We start from the raw sequence: 19,670 nt of genomic DNA on the forward strand, positions 1-19,670 counted from the left end.
ACATCGCGCTTGATAAGGGATAAGCGTATGTTCAGGTCGGCCAATACGGCGCATTTCGCGCTGCACATTCCCGCTGTTCGTAATGATTTCAAAGTCCTCTCCTTTGACGGTGTAGAGGCCATCAGCGCCTTGTACGCGATCCAGGTTGAACTGGTCAGCGAAAATCCGAATGTCGATCCGGAGAGTCTGCTCGGTCAGCCCGCGTTCCTTCAGTTCGGTCTCGACGGCGAAGGTCTTCATGGCCATATCGAAGAGGTGGTCGTCGGTGAAACCGGCAAGCGTCTGACCCATTACCACCTGTGCCTCGTCCCGGCGCTGCACTACTTGCAGTTCAGCCACGATCAACGAATTTTCCAGAAGCAGACGGTGCCGCAAATCATCGCTCAGGTGCTCAAGGGGCACGGCATTCAGGCCGATGCGTTCGCCTTCCATGTCAGCACCAGCCCGGAGCGCGAATACTGCACTCAATACGGGGAAAATAATTACGAATTTGTTCAGCGGCTGTGCGCCGAGGACGGTATCGCGTGGCATTTCCAGCATTCGCCGGACGGTCATTTGCTGGTGTTCACCGACGATCAGACCTGGTTCCCGACACTGGCCGATACATCCTATCGACAAGACTCCGGCATGGTGGCGGATCACCCCGTGGTCAACCAGTTCTCCATGAGGTATCGCACCCGCACCAGCACCACCACGCGCAGGCACTATGACTTCCAGCGCCCAAGTGTGATGCAGGAAAGCTGCTTCGCTGCCGAGTTCAGCCCCAAGCTTGAAGACTATTGCTACCCGGTACTGATCAAGAATGAAAAGCATGGTGATCAACTCGCTCGCCAGGCCCTGGAGCGGCACCGTGTTGATTACCGGTTGTTCGAGGGCCAGAGCGATCAGGCGACGCTGCGCAGTGGTCACTTTTTTACCCTGACCGAGCATCCGCGTGAACGCTGCAACGGTCTGTGGCTGTTGCTCAGCGTGACACACGCTGGAAAACAGCCACAGTCTCTGGAAGAGGCGATCACCAGCGACGCCCAGTCCGGGGACGGCTTTAACCAGGGCTATCGCAACAGCTTCAGCGTCATTCCATGGGATGTGTTTTACCGACCGCCAATGCGGACGCGAAAAATGCCACTGGTGAGTCAGACCGCCCGTGTGACCGGACCTGCCAGCGAGGAGATCTATTGCGATGAGTATGGTCGGGTCAAAGTCGAGTTCCATTGGGACCGGGCCGGACTCAACAGTGAAAGAAGCAGTTGCTGGCTGCGGGTATCCAGTAACTGGGCAGGTGAAAATTTTGGCTCCGTGACCATTCCGCGTGTCGGAATGGAAGTGGTCGTCACCTTCCTGGAGGGCAATCCCGACCATCCGCTCATTACCGGTTGCGTGATGAACAAGGTCAACTCGGCGCCTTACCCGCTGCCCGAGCACAAGACCAAAACCGTATTGCGCAGCCACAGCTCCCCGCACACCGGGGGGTACAACGAGTTGTCGATCGAAGACCGCGCCGGGCAGGAAAAAATCTACCTGCGGGCGCAGCGTGACTTCGAGCAATGGGTTCTCAATGACAGCGACACCCGGATTGGCCACGACCGTTTCGAGCAGGTGGATAATCACAGCACCTGCCTGATCAAGGGCGACGAGTCGCGCACCATCCAAGGCGCGCGCAATACGGTGATCGGCGGCGATGAGCTGGTCAACATCACCGGCAACAGCAGCACGACCACAGAAGGCGCCTGGGTGATTCAGGCCGGGCCGCAGGCCCGTGTCACCGCCAACAACGTGGTGATTGATGCGGGGGCCAGCCTGACGCTCACGGCTGGCGGCCATCACTTGATCATCAACTCCGCGGGGATTTTCAGCAGCGTAGCCCTTGTCGAAGGCGGGGTGCCGGTACCCGGGATAGCGCCGCAGGCGGCTGGCTCATTACTCCCCGTAGCGTCGCAACAGCTTGTGCTATCACTGGCCGCGCAAAAACGGGCATTGGCTCAGGCGGCGCAGATGGCCGCTCCGATTTGCGCCGTGTGTCAAAAACTGGCGGAGAAACCGACATGAGTCAGGCGTATCTGCTGCTGGATCGAACCCGCATTGAACGTCTGCCCGAGCGTCTGTTTGAGCTAGGGAGCACGACGTTCCGGTCACTCTACCGCAACACCGCTTATGGCCCATTGGAGGAAGTCGGGCCGGCCCTGGTGCCTGTTTCTCCCGATAGCCCGCTGGCCCAGCGCTTTTTCCAGGAGTGGAGCACGACCTGCGGCATCTGGCTGGAGTCAGAGGCGCAGGAAGAGGTCGTGCTTGGACATTTACGCAGCCTGATTCACGTGCGTGTCGAAGGGGATGTCACGGTCTTGTTCCGTTACCACGACCCCCGGATCGCGGCCTTGTGGCTAACCTCGCTGCCCGCTTTCGAACGTGATCGCTTGATGGGACCTGTGCGACTGATCCGGCTCCCGGAACTGGAGATCCACCAGGAGAATCCCGATCAACCCGCTGCACTCTATGCGCATGAGCCCTGGCTGTTGCTGTCCGCGCATCAGCTGGAGCACTTGGGCAGCGCCCAGCGTCAGCACTTCGCTGAGCAGTTGATCGAACACGGTCAGCGTAACTTTCCCGAGTACCTGCAAGGGCTGGACGACGAGGCATTGCAACAGTGGGCGTCGCACTGTCAGCAGCATGCCGGCCGTCACGGTTACAGCGCCATCGATGAGGTCCTGCTCTGGGCTCGCTTCCAGGCTTTGCTGGGCACCGACTTTCCCGATGCGCCGGCTCACGCCAGTTACCGAAACATGTTGACCGAGCCCGGCCTGTCGCCCAGGCAACGGCTGGATAACCTGAACGCCGAACTGACGCGGCGGCAGGTCACCGACAAGGAGTTCTCCCTATGAGCGCAGAGCAACTGGCCTGGATTGATCGAGCCGCCCAGGCCGAGCGCGCCGCCAAGGCGCAGCCTCACATCGATATCAACTGTACGCTGATGCCGTGCCTCGCCAGCCAGGCGGAGCTTTTCGTCGTGCCCGTGCGTTATGCCCTGGCCGAGGAAAAGGCCACTGACCCCTGCTGCGCCCCCGGCGTGTCCACCCAGGGCCGGCCCATGGCGGTGCGACGCCTGCGTGCCGGGTTTGTTTATCTGTGGCAGGACCAGGGGCCGCTCAAGCGTTATGGCGTCTCGCGCTCTGGCCAGTTCAAGGAACAGGCACTGGACGAGGATGAAACGCTGCTGCTCAACGCTCCCCTGTCGGGGTTGGCGTTGGAAAAAATCCACGATGCCTGGATGCTCTACAGCGAATTCCCCTTGAACCCCGAGTACTGCAAGGCGCTGAGTGACAGCAGCGCCTTGCGCCGTGAACACATGCGCCATATCGCCCTGCGTACCGTGGCCAACGAACTGCAAGCGAAACATTGCCCGCCGCTGGAACAAGCCGCCGAGGTGATGGCTGAACTGCTCCCCGACACCTTCGCCCGCGCCCTGAAAGCGGACCTGAAGCGGGGCGCCGAGGATACCGACGCGCTGGGCGAAGCCGTGCTGAAGGACCCGACCCCAGGCAACATGAAGGCTTACACCGACGCCATGCACCGCGCCCGTGAGCGCAAACGCATCCTCGCTGAGCATCCCGATGCCAGCGACCAGCCGCCAGGGCAGTGGAGCGCCGAGCCGTGGGAGGGGCAGGGCACTCAGGACTGGCTGGACGGCGCCACGGCACAAACCGAGGGGCTGTTCGCCGTTTTCGCCTGCCTCGACGACGACCTGGGTGTGCTGCGTGACATCAATCACGAACAGGAATGGCTGGAGGCGAACCACGAAAAATGGCTGGGCGAGAATAATCTGCGCCTGAGCATCGGCGGGTTCGTGCGCAGCCTGATCAGCGAGGACGGCGCCGAACTGGCCGGGTCCATCAGCTACCGCTACAAGGCGCATGAGATCAACCTCACGCCGGCCCAGGGCCAGGTCATGCTCGACACCCAGCATCGGCTGGACGAAGAGCTCAAGGCGGAAACCCAGGCCCGTCGATACGGCGGGCAGCCCACCCAGGCCCAGGCCGCCGAGCGCGACGCACGTATCGCCGCCATCGTCGCCCCGGTGCGGGCCTTTATTCCGGAGGACCTGTACACCGAAGCAGAATTCGTCGTCCGCGAATACCGCGCCGAAAAGCACGCCAACCTCAATAACCATCTCTTCAGTGCCAAGGTCGGCAAATACATCGACCTCGAGGCGATGAATACCTGGTTCACCCAGACCGCCGCGGGGCACTACCAACATCTGGAGCAACGTCACACCGCGCTGTTTGCCGACCGGGGCCTGTACCTCAAGCGCTCACACAGCGGCACCTGGTTCGTGGATTACGACGACCTGGAGACGCGCCGCTGGCTGACCGAACTGGCCACCGGCTGCCTGACCGCCCAGTGCATCCGCGCCCAGGGGGCCGAACAATACGCCGACTACATCCGCGCCCCTGACGGCGGCGCCCTGAAGCAACTGTTCAACGCCTGGACACCCTCCATCGATGCGGCCGTTAACAGTGCTTCGCGCCTGAGCGAGCTGACGGCCGCCCTGGCCTCCGACAACCTCAGCGCGACCCATCAGGCGCTGGCGCCGTTGAGCGAACCGACCCTGCGCGACATCGCCAACATGGCGCGGGACGTCGGCAGCCAATGGAGCGTGCTGGTCAACCGGTTGGCGGCGGCGCTGTTGCTGCTCAAGGGTGACAGCGGCCTCGGCCGTTCCTGGATGGGCATCTTTGTCGCCGCGCGCCTGGGCAACGACACGCGCTTGCAGATTGTCACCGAGGCGGGCCGGCCAGTGGCGAAGCTGTTGGGCCAACAGGCCGAAGCGCTGGGCCAATGGGCCAGGGCAACCGGCAAGGCCATTGGCGCGGGGCAGGTGGGGCGGATCATCCAATCGCCGGTGGTGGCCAACAGTGGTGGGGTGGTGCCGTTGGCGGCGTTGTTGTTGAACGTGGTCAATGCGAATAACTATTTGAGTCAGGCCGGGGTGTTGGAGGGGATGGACAGCCGGCGGGTCAATGACACGATTTCGGCGACGTTATATGCGGGGGCGGCGTTGGTGGCGGTGGTTGATAGTCAGGTGCGGAAGGGATTGGGGAAGGATCGGTTTTTTATTCGCTCATCTGCGGCTCCCGCACTTACTCTGTTTGGTGGGGTGATTGGTGCGCTCTCTACTGGCGCAGCAATAAACGAATTCCAATCCCTGCAAAAACAGTTGGAAAACGCCCAAAATCGAGTCGATCCGTGGCTGGAGATGCGCCAAACCGTGGTCGGTGGGCAAATAGCGACTTTCGGCACCCAGGCGTTATTAGGGTTTGGCTACACCGCTCGTGCCCTGGCAGGATCAATTACCGTCGATGTCGCCATCTTGCGTTACACGCTGTACATGGGACCGTTGAACTGGCTGATTCTCATACTGGGCGTGCTGTACCTGATCACCAGTATCCTGCAGAAAACCCCGCTGCAAAACTTCCTGAACAACTGCTGCTGGTCAAAGGCGCGGGCCAACGATCTGCAGCCAATCCCGCCCAAAGCCCAGCAGGATGAACTCGACCGGTTGTACTTCATCCTGTATGCGCCTCGGATCAGCATGGAAAGCAACTTGAAGTCCAACCATGGTAATGGCCCTTCCCGCCTCGAGTATTACAGTTCCATCAATCACCTGACCCTCGACTTGCCAGGTGCCGAACCCGACAGTGTCTACCTGGAACTGAGCATGGTCGGTGATCCGGTGGACAGCCTGAACTACCGTGAACAGATCAAAACCGGCCGGCGCGATCATTTCAAGCCACTGCGTCCCTGGCGCGACCTGACACCGCACTGGCTGGCCAGCAGCGCCTGCCAGTGGATACCGTTCAAGGAAGGGCAGGGCCTGCGCCTGAGTGGCCCGTTCAACACGCTGAGTAATGTTCTGAGCTCCCAACCCGCCACGGTTTCCCTGCGTGTGCGCTATCGCACGCCATTGACCGCCATGCTCGGCGCCCAACACTTCATCGGCGGCGAGCGGGGGCTGGCCTTCACCCTGAATGACTCAACGGGCGTGACCGCACTGTGGGCGGACCCGACGCCTGAACTGGATCGGGTGCCGAACTACCCGCTCGGCGAGGACCATCCCGGCGCGATTTACCTGCAACCCAAGGGCAAACGATGAGTACGCCACCGGCAGGCACCACGAAAAAACGGCTGGTTTCGCGCAATGACTACCTGGCGCCGTTGCCTATACCCACCGGAGAAAAACCGCAGGACGTACTCAACATCATCTGGCGCAAGAGCGAGGTGTTTTTGGATGTTGGCAATTACAGCATCGGCTCTGCGGTGATGGTGTTGTGGCCGGGGGTGATGTTGTTTTTATCTCTGGCTTATGGACTCAGAAATATTTCACCTGAACTGAGCACCTTTACTCTTATCGGGGGAGGGGTGATCACTGGCATCCCAGCTATTTTTATAATCCAAGGCCTTTTCCGCGAAGTCCCGCTCCCCGTGCGCTTCAACCGCCAACGCCGAGAAGTCTGCGTCCCGCGCGACGATGGCGAATACTGGATTGTCCCGTGGGAAACCGTGACCGCCGCCGCCACCCAGCAATCGTCGGTCAGTCAGGCCGGTCGCGCCACAATGGGTTTATTAATCATCGGTTTTGAAAACCCGGACCCGCAGGCCAGGGAGGACAACAAGCATTTTTCACTGGGCTTCAACTGCGGCGGCGGCACCACGGCGATGGCGTTGTGGGAGTGCGTTCGCAGTTATATGGAGGTCGGTCCGCAGGCGGTTCCTGAAAGTCGTGTCGGCATCGCTCCCTACGAAGAAACACAAATTGGTTCGATCATCACCGACTTGCGCAAGGGCAATCTGCTAGGCGTTTTTTGGGGCGTTTTCTGCATCACGATTTTGGGCACTTACTTGGCGGAGAAACTTCAGAACTTGAAACTTTCTTATCCGCCCGATCTGCCCTATCCCGACATCATCGAATGGTCAAAACCCTTGCCTCCCGAGCAATGGGCCAAACGCTCCCCGGAACTGGAAGCCGCCATCGCCGAGCGTGAGGCGGAACTGGCCGCGCAGGCGGAGCGGGAGTTGGCGTGATGGCGCATATCCGAGGCCTGCGTGTGCGTTATCGCACGCCATTGACCGCCATGCTCGGCGCCCAACACTTCATCGGCGGCGAGCGAGGGCTGGCTTTTACCCTGAATCACTCAACGGGCGTGACCGCCCTATGGGCGGACCCGACGCCTGAACTGGATCGGGTACCGAACTACCCGCTCGGCGAAGGCCGCCCCGGCGCAATTTACCTGCAACCCAAGGACAAGCGATGAGTACGCCCCCGGCAGGCAGCACGAAAAAGCGGCTGTTTTCGCGCAATGACTATCTGGCGCCGTTGCCCATCCCCACCGGAGAAAAACCGCTGGACGTGCTCAACATCGTCTGGCGCAAGAACGAGGTGTTTTTGGATGTTGGCAGCTACAGCATCGGCTCTGCGGTGATGGTGATGTGGCCCACGCTGATGGTGTTTTTAGCCATGTCCTTCTTCACGCGAAATCTCGACTCTGATTTCAGCCAGGATGTTTTGATCCTGGGGGCGATCATTTTGGGTATTCCAGTACTGATCTTGATCCACGGCCTCTTCCGCGAAGTCCCTCTCCCCGTGCGTTTTAACCGCCAACGTCGAGAAGTCTGCATCCCGCGCGACGATGGCGAGTACTGGATTGTCCCGTGGGAAACCGTGACCGCCGCGGCCACCCAGCAGTCGTCGGTCAGTCAGGCCGGTCGCGCCACCATGGGTTTGTTGATCATTGGCTTCGAAAACCCGGACCCGCAGGCCGGGGAAGACAACAAGCATTTTTCACTGGGTTTCAACTGCGGCGGCGGCACCACGGCGATGGCGTTGTGGGAGTGTATGCGCAGCTATATGGAGATAGGGCCGCAGGCTCTGCCAGTCACAAATGACTTTGAAGGCGGGCGAGAAAAGCTGCGGGGTAGAAACGTCGTTTGGGGTATTAGCTGTGAATATCTGGATGGCATCAGGCGATACCTGGTCGCGCAGGAAGTGGGCAAGGCGCTGTGGCTGGTCATCGGGGCCATATTTCTAGGTGGTCCGCTGGCGATGATGTTGCAGGAATGGAAATTATCGCCACCCCCCGACTTGCCCTATCCCGACATCACCGAATGGTCAAAACCGCTGCCACCCGAACAATGGGCCAAACGCTCCCCGGAACTGGAAGCCGCCATCGCCGAACGCGAAGCCGAACTGGCCGCGCAGGCCGAGCGGGAGTTGGCGTGATGGCGAATATCCAGGGTCGCGGTGAGCCGATCAAAAACAGCCCATCCCGTCACTGGCGGGCAATCCGCTGGCTCGCCAGCGAAGACGTCCTTGAAAACGCCAGCGGTTTATCGGGCGGTCACCTGGGCTGCTTTCACCACCGTCGGTTTCAACACTAACCACAACGCCGCCGCAATCAACACCCCGCCATAGATGTGCGCCATCGACAGCGGTTCATCGAGAAACAGCGCACCCCACAACACGCCGAACAGCGGGATCAGGAAGGTCGTGGTCATCGATTTCACCGGGCCAATCGAGCTCAGCAGGCGGAAGTAAATGATGTAGGCAAGCGCCGTGCAGCCCAGCCCCAACCCCAGCAAGGACAGCCAGACACTCCAGCCGCCCCAGCTCGCCGGCGGCTGGCTGATCACGCTGTAGCCGAACAGGGGCAGCAGGAACAACGTCGCGCCGAGCATGCTGCCCAGTGCCGACAAACGGCTGTCGAGACCACCGGCGTGATCGAGCCAGCGGCGGGCCAGAAACCCCGCAAAGCCGTAGCAAGTGGTGGCGAGCAGGCAGGCGAGGGCGCCCATCAGCAATTGCAGGTCGAACGCCACCGGGCCGGCGCGGGTCAGCACGCCCACGCCAAGCAGTCCGAGAAAAACCCCGCCGAGCTTGGCAGCGGTGAGTTTTTCACTGAAGAACAGACCGCCGATCAACACGCCCATCAACGGTGTGGTGGCATTGAAAATCGACGAATAGCCGGCCGGTAGCACCTGTGCCGCCACCGAATAGAGCGTCGCCGGAATCCCGGAGTTAATCACGCCGAGCAGCATCACGGTCTTGAGCTTGCCTTTGAAGTCCCAGCTGATGCGCATCAGGCCGAGAATCACCAGCAGTCCGGCGGCGGCTATCGATACGCGGAAAAAAGCGGTAGGAAGGCTGCCAATCACCGGGGCAATGATGCGCATGAACAGAAAGCTCGCACCCCAGATGGCCGCCAGCGACAGTAAACGAACGATATCGGCAGGGCTCACGGCACACTCCTTCTTGATCGGGACGAGAGTGTTGCCGAGCGCCTTGCCGGTGGCAACCGAAAAACCGGCATCAAATTACAAAGCGTGTCACCAGGCCGTTAAGGTCGACGGCCAGTCGCGACAATTCATGACTGGCGGCCGAGGTCTGGGTGGCGCCAGCGGCGGTCTGGGTCGAAAGATCGCGGATGTTCACCAGGTTATGATCAACTTCCCGGGCCACCAGCGCCTGCTGTTCGGCCGCGCTGGCAATCACCAGGTTGCGCTCGTTGATCTGCGAAATCGACGCAGTGATTTTCTCCAGCGCATTGCCGGCGCTGTTGGCCCGACGCAAGGTCTGGTTCGCATGCTCGGCGCTGCTTTGCAAAGCACCGACCGTGGTCCCGGTGCCTTGCTGGATGTTGGTGATCATCAGCTCGATTTCTTCGGTGGAGTTCTGCGTGCGCTGCGCCAGCGAACGCACCTCGTCGGCCACCACGGCGAATCCGCGTCCGGCTTCACCGGCCCGCGCCGCTTCGATGGCGGCGTTGAGTGCCAGCAGGTTGGTCTGCCCGGCGATGCCGCGGATCACTTCCAGTACCTTGCTGATGTCCTGCGCCTGATCGGCCAGGCCCTGGGCCTGTTCCGATGCGCTGATCACTTCGCTGACAAGGCCCTGAATCGAGGTGATGGTTTCGCTGACCTGAACGTGCCCGTGCTTGCTGTCCTCGTTCGACGCTTGCGAAGCTTCAGCGCTGGACACGGCATTGGCAGCGACTTCATCCACCGCCGTGCTCATCTGGGTGACGGCGGTGGCAGCCATTTCGATCTGGTCATTCTGTTGTTGCAGGCTGCGGGTACTTTGCTCCATCACCGAACTCATTTCCTCGGCCGCAGAAGCCAGTTGCTGGGCCGATTCGCTGATGCCGTGGATGGTCGAGCGCAGGTTGCCCTGCATGTCGGCCAGGGCATCGAGCAACTGCGTAGCTTCGTCCTTGCCATCGCTGACAATCTTGCCGCTGAGGTCGCCCGAGGCAATTCGGCGCGCGACGTTCAATGCCTGATTGATCGGCGTGGTGATGCTGCGGGTCAATGCCCAGGCCAGCAACAGGGTGGCAATCAATGCGATGACGATGATCGTGCTGACGATCCATTGTGCGCGCTGGTACAACGACGTGGCGGCTGTGGCCGCGGCATCAGCACCTTGCTGATTGAGACTGATCATCGACTCCAGGGTTTTATCCAAAAGGCTACCCAGCGCGTTCATTTCGACGTTGAGGTGATCGTATGCCTGGCTGTCATGGCCGGCGTCGATGTGGACAATAATCTGGTCGACGAGTGACAGGTACTTGGCGACAGTTGTCTTCAGGCTGTCGAGCATGCTCCGTTCCTGATCGCTGGACAGCAGGGCTGCGTAATCGTTGAGGCGCTGGAGCAATTCCTGGCGTTGAGCGCTGATGATCCCCCTGCTTGTTTCCTTGACCTGGCTGAGGTTGCTGGTCCTCATCCGCAACGATTCCAGGCGGATGGTTGCAATGTTGGCCGCGCTGTCGTGGATGCTCTCGCTGCTCGGCATCCACACTTCTTCAAGAACCCTCGCGCTTTCACGAAGGGTCGCCATCTGACCGATGCCGAACAGTCCGACCAGTACCAGAAGGCTGGCCAGAACGGCGAAACTCAAACTTGCACGCAAACCAATGCGAAGATTCCTTAACGGCATGAAATTATTCCTTTGGTGTATTAGGAGAGGTAGTCCTCGTTGACCGAAGATCTTGTTTTTAGGCGGGTGAAGGTGGCGTATATATCAAAGTGCCACTATTTTGGTAAGGCCGACCTTCGTGCCGTTTCAGGCCGAGCGCAGAGAGGAGGGCGATGAAGAGCAGAGGTTGGGGTGGATGAGCTGATGGCTTGATTGGATCGACAAGCCGCTCGGTGCGAGGGTTGCGGATGAGTCGATTCATCAGGCCATTGAGGTGTGAGGCGATTTTTTCCTGACTAAACGGTCGAGTTAAAAAAAACGAAAAAACATTGCTGACCCAACCAATTGTCCAAGTGTCGGCCGAAATTACGCTTCTCCTGTACCCGCTTCAGTGGCTAAGCTCTGGCTTCCCGAATTCCCGCAGAGGTCTCACCATGCCGCAGCAATGGCCAGCCGCCGACATCGCCCGAATGATCCTCGATGGCTTTGACGATTACCGCGAGCATTTTCGCCAGATCACCGATGGCGCCCGGGCCCGTTTCGAGCAGGCTCAGTGGCAGGAGACGCAGTCGGCCTCGGCGGCGCGGATCAATCTGTACGAAGACAAGGTCAGCGAAACCGTAGAGCGCCTGCGCACGGCATTTGATACCGACACGCTGGACGTGAGCTCCTGGCCGCTGGTGAAAAGCGCCTACATCAGCCTGATCGACCTGCGTTTCGACGATGAGCTGTCCGAGACCTGGTACAACTCGATTTTCTGCGGGCTGTTCAGCCATGACCTGATCAGCGACGGCTGCATGTTCATCCACACCACCCGGCCGAGCCTGCGCCGGGCCCGCGCCGCGCAAACCCGTACCTATAAACCCCATGGCCAGTTGTCGGGCATGCTGGCAAGCATCTTTGCCGACTATCGCTTCAGCGAGGAATACGCCGATTTGCCCGGCGACCTGCGCCGCCTTGAAGCGCAGTTGCGCGAGAACCTGCCGGACTGGGTATGCAAGGACCCGGAACTGAGCGTCGAGCTGTTTTCCTCGGTGCTGTACCGCAACAAAGGCGCGTACCTGGTGGGACGCATCTACACCGCCGATGAACAATGGCCACTGGCGATTCCGCTGCTGCATCGCGAGGGCCATGGTATCCAGATCGATGCGCTGATCACCGACGAGGCGGACGTGTCGATCATCTTCTCGTTCACCCGTTCGTACTTCATGGTCGATGTTCCCGTGCCGGCAGAATTCATCGGCTTCCTCAAACGCATCCTGCCGGGCAAGCACATTGCCGAGCTGTACACCTCGATCGGTTTCTACAAGCACGGCAAGTCCGAGTTCTACCGGGCGCTGATCAACCACCTGGCCAACACCGATGACCAGTTCATCATGGCCCCCGGCGTGCGCGGCATGGTCATGAGCGTGTTCACCCTGCCGGGCTTCAACACGGTGTTCAAGATCATCAAGGACCGCTTCTCGCCGTCGAAAAACGTCGACCGTGCCACGGTGATCGAGAAGTACCGGCTGGTGAAAAGCGTCGACCGCGTCGGGCGCATGGCCGATACCCAGGAGTTCGCCGACTTCCGTTTCCCCCTGAGCAAGTTCGAGCCGGCGTGCCTGGAAGAACTGCTGGAGGTCGCGCCGTCCACGGTGTCGGTGGAAGGTGACACGGTGCTGATCCGCCACTGCTGGACCGAACGGCGCATGACCCCGCTGAATCTGTATCTGGAAAACGCTAACGAGGCGCAAGTACGCGAGGCGCTGGACGACTACGGCCTGGCGATCAAGCAACTGGCGGCGGCCAACATTTTTCCCGGCGACATGTTGCTGAAAAACTTCGGTGTCACCCGTCACGGTCGCGTGGTGTTTTACGACTACGACGAGATCTGTTTCCTCACCGAGGCCAACTTCCGCCATATTCCTGCGCCGCGCACGCCCGAGGACGAAATGGCTTCCGAGCCGTGGTATTCGATCGGGCCGCTGGACGTGTTCCCTGAAGAGTTCCCGCCGTTTTTGTTTGCCGATTCAGGGCAGCGCAAGCTGTTCAATCAACTGCATGGTGAGTTGTACAACGCCGATTACTGGAAAAGCCTGCAAGAGGCGATTCGCGCTGGCAAAGTGATCGATGTGTTTCCGTATCGGCGCAAAGGCCTGGATAACGAATGACTGATCTGTAAGCGCGTTGTCGGGTCCAACGCTATCGCGAGCAAGCTCGCACATTTGATCGTGGTGCCGCCATTTGTGTGCTCGCTGCGATCTACAGTGGGAGCGAGCTTGCTCGCGATCGGCCGCGCAGCGGTCGTAAAATCTGCGACAATCCCCGCCCTGCGCCACTAGACGACTGAATTGCGTACCTGATGACCGACGAATCGCCCTCCATCGACAAATTGCTGAAAAACCTCGATCACGCCATGCTCGCCGACCGCCACCGGCTGCGGCGGCAGTTGCTTGAGCTGCGCAAGAAACCCGACGAGACCAGGCTGGCCCAGTGGGTGACCCGCATGCAGGCGTCCTGTGATCAGGTGCTGGCGCGCAAGGCCAGCCTGCCGGTGATTCGTTACGACGACAGCCTGCCGATCGCCGCCAAGCGTGACGAAATCAAGGAGGCATTGCTCAAGCATCAGGTGCTGATCATTGCCGGCGAAACCGGCTCGGGTAAAACCACCCAGCTGCCGAAGATCTGCCTGGAAATCGGTCGTGGCCAGCATGGCTTGATCGGCCATACCCAACCGCGCCGAATCGCAGCGCGCAGTGTGGCCAGCCGCGTCGCCGAGGAATTGGGCACGCCATTGGGGGCGCTGGTCGGTTATCAGGTGCGGTTCGAGGATCAGAGCGATTCCAATACCCTGATCAAGCTGATGACCGACGGCATCCTGCTGGCGGAAACCCAGAACGACCGTTATCTGGAACGCTACGACACGATCATCGTCGACGAAGCCCACGAACGCAGTCTCAACATCGACTTCCTGCTCGGTTACCTGAAAACCCTGCTGCCGCGTCGCCCGGATCTGAAAGTCATCATCACTTCGGCGACCATCGACCTGGAGCGCTTCTCCAAACACTTCGACGATGCGCCGATTGTCGAGGTGTCTGGCCGTACCTTCCCGGTGGACACCTGGTACCGCCCGCTGACCCTGGAGCAAGACGAAGAGGGCAACCGCGTCGAGGATGACTTGACCGTGGATCAGGCGATCCTCGCCACCCTCGACGAAATCGCCGCTTACGAACGCAGCGAACGCCGCAGTCCTGGCGACGTGCTGGTGTTTTTGCCCGGTGAGCGCGAAATTCGCGATGCCGCCGACATGCTGCGCAAGGCCCAGCTCAAGCACACCGAGATTCTGCCGCTGTACGCACGCCTGTCACCGGCCGAGCAGCAGCGGATTTTCCAGTCGCACCCTGGCCGTCGCGTGGTCCTGGCCACCAACGTTGCGGAAACTTCGCTGACGGTGCCGGGCATTCGCTACGTGATCGACAGCGGCACCGCGCGCATCAGCCGCTACAGCTATCGCGCCAAGGTCCAGCGCCTGCCCATCGAAGCCATTTCCCAGGCCAGCGCCAACCAGCGCAAGGGCCGTTGCGGACGGGTCGAGCCGGGCATTTGCGTGCGCCTGTACAGCGAAGAAGATTTTCTCGGGCGTCCGGAATTTACCGATCCGGAGATCCTGCGGACCAACCTCGCGGCGGTTATTTTGCAGATGCTGCACCTGCGCCTGGGCGAGGTCACCGCGTTTCCGTTTATCGAACCGCCGGATGGCAAGGCCATCAGCGACGGCTACAACCTGCTGCAAGAACTCTCGGCGGTGGACCGCAACAGCCAGTTGACCCCGCTTGGCCGGCAACTGGCGCGGCTGCCGGTGGACCCGCGCATGGGCCGCATGTTGCTCGAAGCGGCCAAGCTCGGCAGTTTGCAGGAAGTGCTGATCGTCGCCAGCGCCATGTCGATCCAGGACCCGCGCGAACGTCCACCGGAGCGCCAGCAAGCGGCGGATCAGGCCCACGCGCAATGGAAAGACGCGGACTCGGACTTCGCCGGGCTGGTCAATCTGTGGCGTGGTTTCGAAGAGCAGCGCCAGGCACTGACCGCCAGCCCGTTGCGTAACTGGTGTCGCAAGAATTTCCTGAATTACCTGCGTCTGCGCGAATGGCGGGATTCCCATCGTCAGTTGAGTCTGATCTGCCGCGACATGCAGTTGAGCCTCAACAAAGAGCCGGCGGACTATCCGAAACTGCACAAGGCCGTGCTGGTCGGCCTGCTCAGCCAGATCGGCCAGAAAACCGAAGACGGCGACTACCTGGGCGCTCGTCAGCGGCGTTTCTGGATTCATCCGTCGTCGGGTATCGGCAAGAAGCGCCCGCAATGGCTGATGGCCGCTGAGCTGGTGGAAACCACCAAGCTCTACGCGCGCATGGTGGCCAAGATCGATGCCGACTGGATCGAGCCGCTGGCCGGACACCTGATCAAGAAAAACCACTTCGAACCCCATTGGGAGAAAAAGCGCGGCCAGGTCGTGGCGTTCGAACAGATCACCCTGTTCGGGCTGATCGTGGTCGGTCGCCGGCCGGTGCATTACGGCCCGGTCGACCCGGTGGTGTCCCGCGAGCTGTTTATCCGTGAAGCGCTGGTGCGCGGCGAGATTCAGTCCAAGGCCAAGTGCCTGAGCGCGAACAAGGAACTGCTGGAACAGCTCGACGAACTGGAAGCCAAGGCCCGCCGTCGCGATATCCTCGCCGATGAAGAAACCCTGTTCGCGTTCTATGACGCGCGACTGCCGGCGGAGATACATCAGACCGCCACCTTCGACAGCTGGTACCGCATCAACAGCCAGAAAAACCCGCAGTTGCTGATCATGCGCGAAGAGGACGTGCTGGCCCGCGAGGCCAGTGAAGTCACTGCCCAGCACTACCCGGACACCCTGCACATCGGTGATCTGGAACTGGCGCTGAGTTATCACTTCGAGCCGAACCATCCGCGCGACGGCGTGACCCTGCGTGTGCCGGCGCCGCTGTTGCCGATGCTGCCACCGGAGCGCCTGGAGTGGTTGGTGCCGGGTGTGATCGAAGCCAAATGCATTGCCCTGGTGCGTAACCTGCCCAAGGCGTTGCGCAAGAATTTCGTGCCGGTGCCGGACTTCATCAAGGCAGCCTTGCAGCGCATGACCTTCGCCGAGGGCTCCTTGCCCCAGGCGTTGGGCCGCGAGCTGCTGCGCATGACCGGTGCCCGGGTCAGTGATGAAGCCTGGGCCGAGGCGGCGCAGCAGGTCGAAAGCCATTTGCGCATGAACCTGGAAATCGTCGACGCCCAGGGCAAGTTCCTCGGTGAAGGCCGTGATCTGGCCGAGCTCACCGCGCGTTTCGCCGAAGCCAGCCAGGCCGCGTTGGCCGTCCCGCAATCGGCGAAAAGCCAACAACCGGTCGAGCCGAAGGTGTTTGCCGCGGTCGCGGAGAAAACCCAGCAGAAGATCGCCGGGCTGTCGATGACGGTGTATCCGGCGTTGGTGGAAGAGGCGGGCACGGTCAAGGAAGGGCGCTTCTCGACGCCGGCCGAAGCCGAGTTCCAGCATCGCCGGGCCTTGCAGCGTTTGTTGATGCAGCAACTGGCGGAACCGGCGAAGTTCCTTCGCGGCAAGTTGCCGGGGCTGACCGAACTGGGGTTGATGTACCGCGACATGGGGCGTGTCGACAGCCTGGTGGAAGACATCCTGCTGGCCAGTCTCGACAGCTGCATTCTCGAAGGTGAAGACCCGTTACCCCGGGATGGCGCTGCGCTCGCATCATTGGCCGAGCGCAAGCGTGGGGCCTGGACCGAGCATGCCGAGCGTCTGGCCAGGCTGACCCTGGAAATCCTCAAGCTCTGGCATGGTCTGCAAAAGCGCTTCAAGGGCAAGATCGACCTGGCGCAAGCCGTGGCCCTCAACGACATCAAGCAGCAGCTCAGCCATCTGGTGTATCCGGGGTTTGTCCGGGAAACGCCGATGCAATGGCTCAAGGAGTTGCCGCGATATCTGAAAGCGGTCGAGCAACGTTTCGAGAAAATCGGCGCTCAGGTGCAGCGGGATCGGGTCTGGAGCGGCGAATTGTCCGGCCTGTGGACGCAATACCAGACCCGCGCCAACAAGCACGCCCAGGAAGGCAAGCGCGATCCGCAACTGGAGCTGTATCGCTGGTGGCTGGAGGAATACCGGGTTTCGCTGTTCGCCCAGCAATTGGGAACCAAGGTGCCGATTTCCGACAAACGCTTGAGCAAGCAGTGGAGCCAGGTCGAGCCATAGAACCGAATACCTGTGGGAGCGGCTTGTCAGTGGCGATGATGTTGCCTGTGCCGCCGTCTTCGCGGGCAAGCCCGCTCCCACAGGTCAAGTGTTGTGTCAGTGGTTCCTGATCCAGCAAAAAGGGGCCAAAACCCAAGGTTTATGGCAAACTTCGCGCCTATAAACGCCGGCCCCGCTGTTTTGAGCCTTTAAGGTTCAGGCGGTACGGAATAAAGCGATGCCAGGTTTGCTTCCTGTGACTGGAACAATCCCTTTGTGTATTGGTACGACGGTGCCAATACTTTCTGCCTGAACAGATAGAGACACGACCATGCATAACGTCGTCATCAGCGGCACCGGCCTGTACACACCGGCTAACAGCATCTCCAACGAAGAGCTGGTGCAGTCTTTCAATACCTATGTGGCGCAATTCAATGCCGACAACGCTGACGCCATCGCGCGTGGTGAAGTCGAAGCATTGACCGAGTCCAGTGCCGCGTTTATCGAAAAAGCCTCAGGCATCAAGAGCCGCTATGTCATGGACAAGGAGGGCATCCTTGATCCGCAGCGCATGGCACCACGCCTGCCGGAGCGGTCGAACGACGAATGGTCGGTGCTGTGCCAGATGGCCATCGGCGCCGCTGAACAAGCGTTGCAACGAGCGGGTAAAACAGCGGCGGACATCGACGGCGTGATCGTCGCCTGCTCCAACCTGCAGCGCGCTTATCCCGCGATTGCCATCGAAGTTCAGGAAGCGCTGGGCATCCAGGGCTTCGGTTTCGACATGAATGTCGCGTGTTCTTCGGCGACCTTCGGCATCCAGACCGCCGCCAACAGCATCCAGGTGGGCCAGGCCCGGGCGATCCTGATGGTCAACCCTGAAGTCTGCACCGGCCACCTCAATTTCCGCGACCGCGACAGTCACTTCATTTTCGGCGATGCCGCGACCGCCGTGATCATCGAACGTGCCGATCTGGCCACGTCTCCCTACCAGTTCGACATTGTCAGCACCAAGCTGCTGACCAAGTTCTCCAACAACATCCGCAATAACTTCGGCTTCCTCAACCGCGCTGCGGAAGAGGGCATCGGTGCCAGGGACAAACTGTTCGTCCAGGAAGGCCGCAAGGTATTCCGCGACGTTTGCCCGATGGTGGCCGAACTGGTTGCGGCTCACCTGGAAGAGAACAAGCTGAACGTCAGCGACGTGAAGCGCTTCTGGCTGCACCAGGCCAACCTGAGCATGAACCACTTGATCGTCAAGAAATTGCTCGGTCGTGATGCGACCGAACAGGAAGCGCCGGTGATTCTCGACACGTACGCCAACACCAGCTCCGCAGGTTCCGTGATTGCATTCCACAAGAACCAGGACGATCTGCCCGCCGGTTCACTGGCGGTGCTCAGCTCGTTCGGCGCCGGTTACTCGATCGGTAGCGTGATTCTGCGCAAGCGCTGAGTTAGCGGCCCAGCCGAAAACCTGTGGGAGCTAGCCTGGCGGCGATAGCTCCCACTTTTGTTTCGGATAGAACTTCAGGTCGCGACGTTCAGGTATTTGCCCACGCTCGCCACCTTGTCGAGCGAATACTGCTTGCTCAGGTTGGCAATCATTTTGTTCAGCGCCTCGCTGGTGGTCGATTGAGCCGTGGTGCTGTCGCTGCTTTGCTCGCGGCCGGCTTGCAGGGCGGCCTTGAGCTCATCGCGGCTGACGCCGCCACTGCTGTCGCTGTCCAACGCCTTGAGCAAGGCGGCGCTGGTGTCACTGCTGGTCGATGAATGACCGGCCTGTAATGCACTGGTGAGTTCGCTGCCGCTGACGCTGCCATCGCTGTCGGCGTCGAGGCTGCTGAACAGTTCATCACTGGACGCTTGCTGTGGCGGCTGTGGAGTCAGGCTGGCAGCCAATTCGTCCTTGCTGACGGTGCCGTCCTGATTCTTGTCCAGGGCCGAGAAAATCTGGCTGCTGTCGGCGCTGCTGCCCGCGCTGGTCAGGCCGTTGCTCAGTTCGTCGCTACTGATGGTGCCGTTGCCGTCGGCATCCAGGGCACTGATCACGGCATCGGCCAGTTCTGTGTTCGGCGCCTGATCCGTCGACTTATCCGGTGGTGGTGGAGGGGCCATGGCGGCCATCTCTTCGCTGCTCAGACTGCCACTGTTGTCGCTGTCCAGATTGGAAAAATTCTTGCTCAGGCTGACCAGCAGGCCGTCATTGCTTTTCTGCGACAGCGCACTCTTGAGCTCATCCTGACCCACCGAGCCATCAGTGTTGGTGTCGAGTTTGGCGAGCAGTTCTTTCTGGAACTGTTGCGAACGGGCGTTGCTGGTGGTGGTACTGCTGGTACCGGTATAGCTCGTGTAATTGCTGACGCTACCAATCATTGGACTCACTCCCTGGAATGGAAAACCGGTGGGTGTACCGGTTTATGCAGACTCAAGGGGCATGTTGTCGTGGGTATGTGGGGTTTGTAGCGGTCAGTACAC

12 protein-coding genes are annotated in these 19,670 nt (G+C 60.5%); 9 read left to right on the plus strand and 3 right to left on the minus strand.

The features are described from left to right. The first annotated feature begins 27 nt into the window (after positions 1 to 27). The 6 genes from ACX3YD_RS24225 to ACX3YD_RS24250 are packed head-to-tail and all read left to right on the plus strand — an operon-like array spanning position 28 to position 8,269. Complete coding sequence (locus ACX3YD_RS24225; protein ID WP_458961228.1) at positions 28 to 2,046, plus strand: type VI secretion system Vgr family protein; 2,019 nt, start codon at positions 28 to 30, stop codon at positions 2,044 to 2,046. Further along, positions 2,043 to 2,876, plus strand: coding sequence for a DUF4123 domain-containing protein (locus tag ACX3YD_RS24230; protein ID WP_458961229.1), 834 nt, complete (start codon positions 2,043 to 2,045; stop codon positions 2,874 to 2,876). Before ACX3YD_RS24225 ends, ACX3YD_RS24230 begins: the two co-directional genes overlap by 4 nt. After that, on the plus strand, positions 2,873 to 6,145 hold the full coding sequence (locus ACX3YD_RS24235; protein WP_458961230.1) for a toxin VasX: 3,273 nt from the start codon (positions 2,873 to 2,875) through the stop codon (positions 6,143 to 6,145). The genes ACX3YD_RS24230 and ACX3YD_RS24235 overlap by 4 nt, the downstream gene beginning before the upstream one ends. Then, the gene (locus tag ACX3YD_RS24240) at positions 6,142 to 7,074 is read left to right on the plus strand and encodes a hypothetical protein (protein ID WP_458961231.1); all 933 of its coding nucleotides are present in this window, start codon (positions 6,142 to 6,144) and stop codon (positions 7,072 to 7,074) included. The genes ACX3YD_RS24235 and ACX3YD_RS24240 overlap by 4 nt, the downstream gene beginning before the upstream one ends. Beyond that, positions 7,074 to 7,304, plus strand: a complete 231-nt coding sequence (locus ACX3YD_RS24245) for a hypothetical protein (RefSeq protein ID WP_458961232.1) — start codon at positions 7,074 to 7,076, stop codon at positions 7,302 to 7,304. Before ACX3YD_RS24240 ends, ACX3YD_RS24245 begins: the two co-directional genes overlap by 1 nt. Further along, on the plus strand, positions 7,301 to 8,269 hold the full coding sequence (locus tag ACX3YD_RS24250) for a hypothetical protein (protein ID WP_458961233.1): 969 nt from the start codon (positions 7,301 to 7,303) through the stop codon (positions 8,267 to 8,269). The genes ACX3YD_RS24245 and ACX3YD_RS24250 overlap by 4 nt, the downstream gene beginning before the upstream one ends. A gap of 107 nt (positions 8,270 to 8,376) precedes the next feature. Here the strand turns inward: ACX3YD_RS24250 and ACX3YD_RS24255 are convergent, their stop codons facing one another. Both ACX3YD_RS24255 and ACX3YD_RS24260 read right to left on the minus strand, forming a co-directional pair. After that, positions 8,377 to 9,285, minus strand: a complete 909-nt coding sequence (locus ACX3YD_RS24255; protein ID WP_090467736.1) for a DMT family transporter — start codon at positions 9,283 to 9,285, stop codon at positions 8,377 to 8,379. A gap of 70 nt (positions 9,286 to 9,355) precedes the next feature. Then, positions 9,356 to 10,981 (minus strand): methyl-accepting chemotaxis protein, encoded by a 1,626-nt coding sequence (locus ACX3YD_RS24260; RefSeq protein ID WP_458961234.1) that lies wholly within the window; start codon positions 10,979 to 10,981, stop codon positions 9,356 to 9,358. A 413-nt stretch (positions 10,982 to 11,394) separates the two neighbouring features. On the opposite strand from ACX3YD_RS24260, the gene aceK reads away from it, so the two are divergent. The 3 genes from aceK to ACX3YD_RS24275 all read left to right on the plus strand — a co-directional run bounded on the left by aceK (position 11,395) and on the right by ACX3YD_RS24275 (position 18,648). Continuing rightward, complete coding sequence (gene aceK, locus ACX3YD_RS24265; RefSeq protein ID WP_090467738.1) at positions 11,395 to 13,113, plus strand: bifunctional isocitrate dehydrogenase kinase/phosphatase; 1,719 nt, start codon at positions 11,395 to 11,397, stop codon at positions 13,111 to 13,113. Between the two features lie 191 nt (positions 13,114 to 13,304). Continuing rightward, on the plus strand, positions 13,305 to 17,216 hold the full coding sequence (hrpA, locus tag ACX3YD_RS24270) for an ATP-dependent RNA helicase HrpA (protein WP_458961235.1): 3,912 nt from the start codon (positions 13,305 to 13,307) through the stop codon (positions 17,214 to 17,216). 310 nt (positions 17,217 to 17,526) lie between these two features. Beyond that, complete coding sequence (locus ACX3YD_RS24275) at positions 17,527 to 18,648, plus strand: beta-ketoacyl-ACP synthase III (RefSeq protein ID WP_103406827.1); 1,122 nt, start codon at positions 17,527 to 17,529, stop codon at positions 18,646 to 18,648. 74 nt (positions 18,649 to 18,722) lie between these two features. Here the strand turns inward: ACX3YD_RS24275 and xopAW are convergent, their stop codons facing one another. Further along, positions 18,723 to 19,568 carry a XopAW family type III secretion system calcium-binding effector gene (xopAW, locus tag ACX3YD_RS24280; protein ID WP_458961236.1) on the minus strand — a complete coding sequence of 282 codons (846 nt, stop codon included), beginning with the start codon at positions 19,566 to 19,568 and terminating at the stop codon, positions 18,723 to 18,725. Positions 19,569 to 19,670: the final 102 nt, after the last annotated feature.

The sequence above is a fragment of the Pseudomonas fluorescens group sp. PF-1 genome, assembly GCF_054481335.1.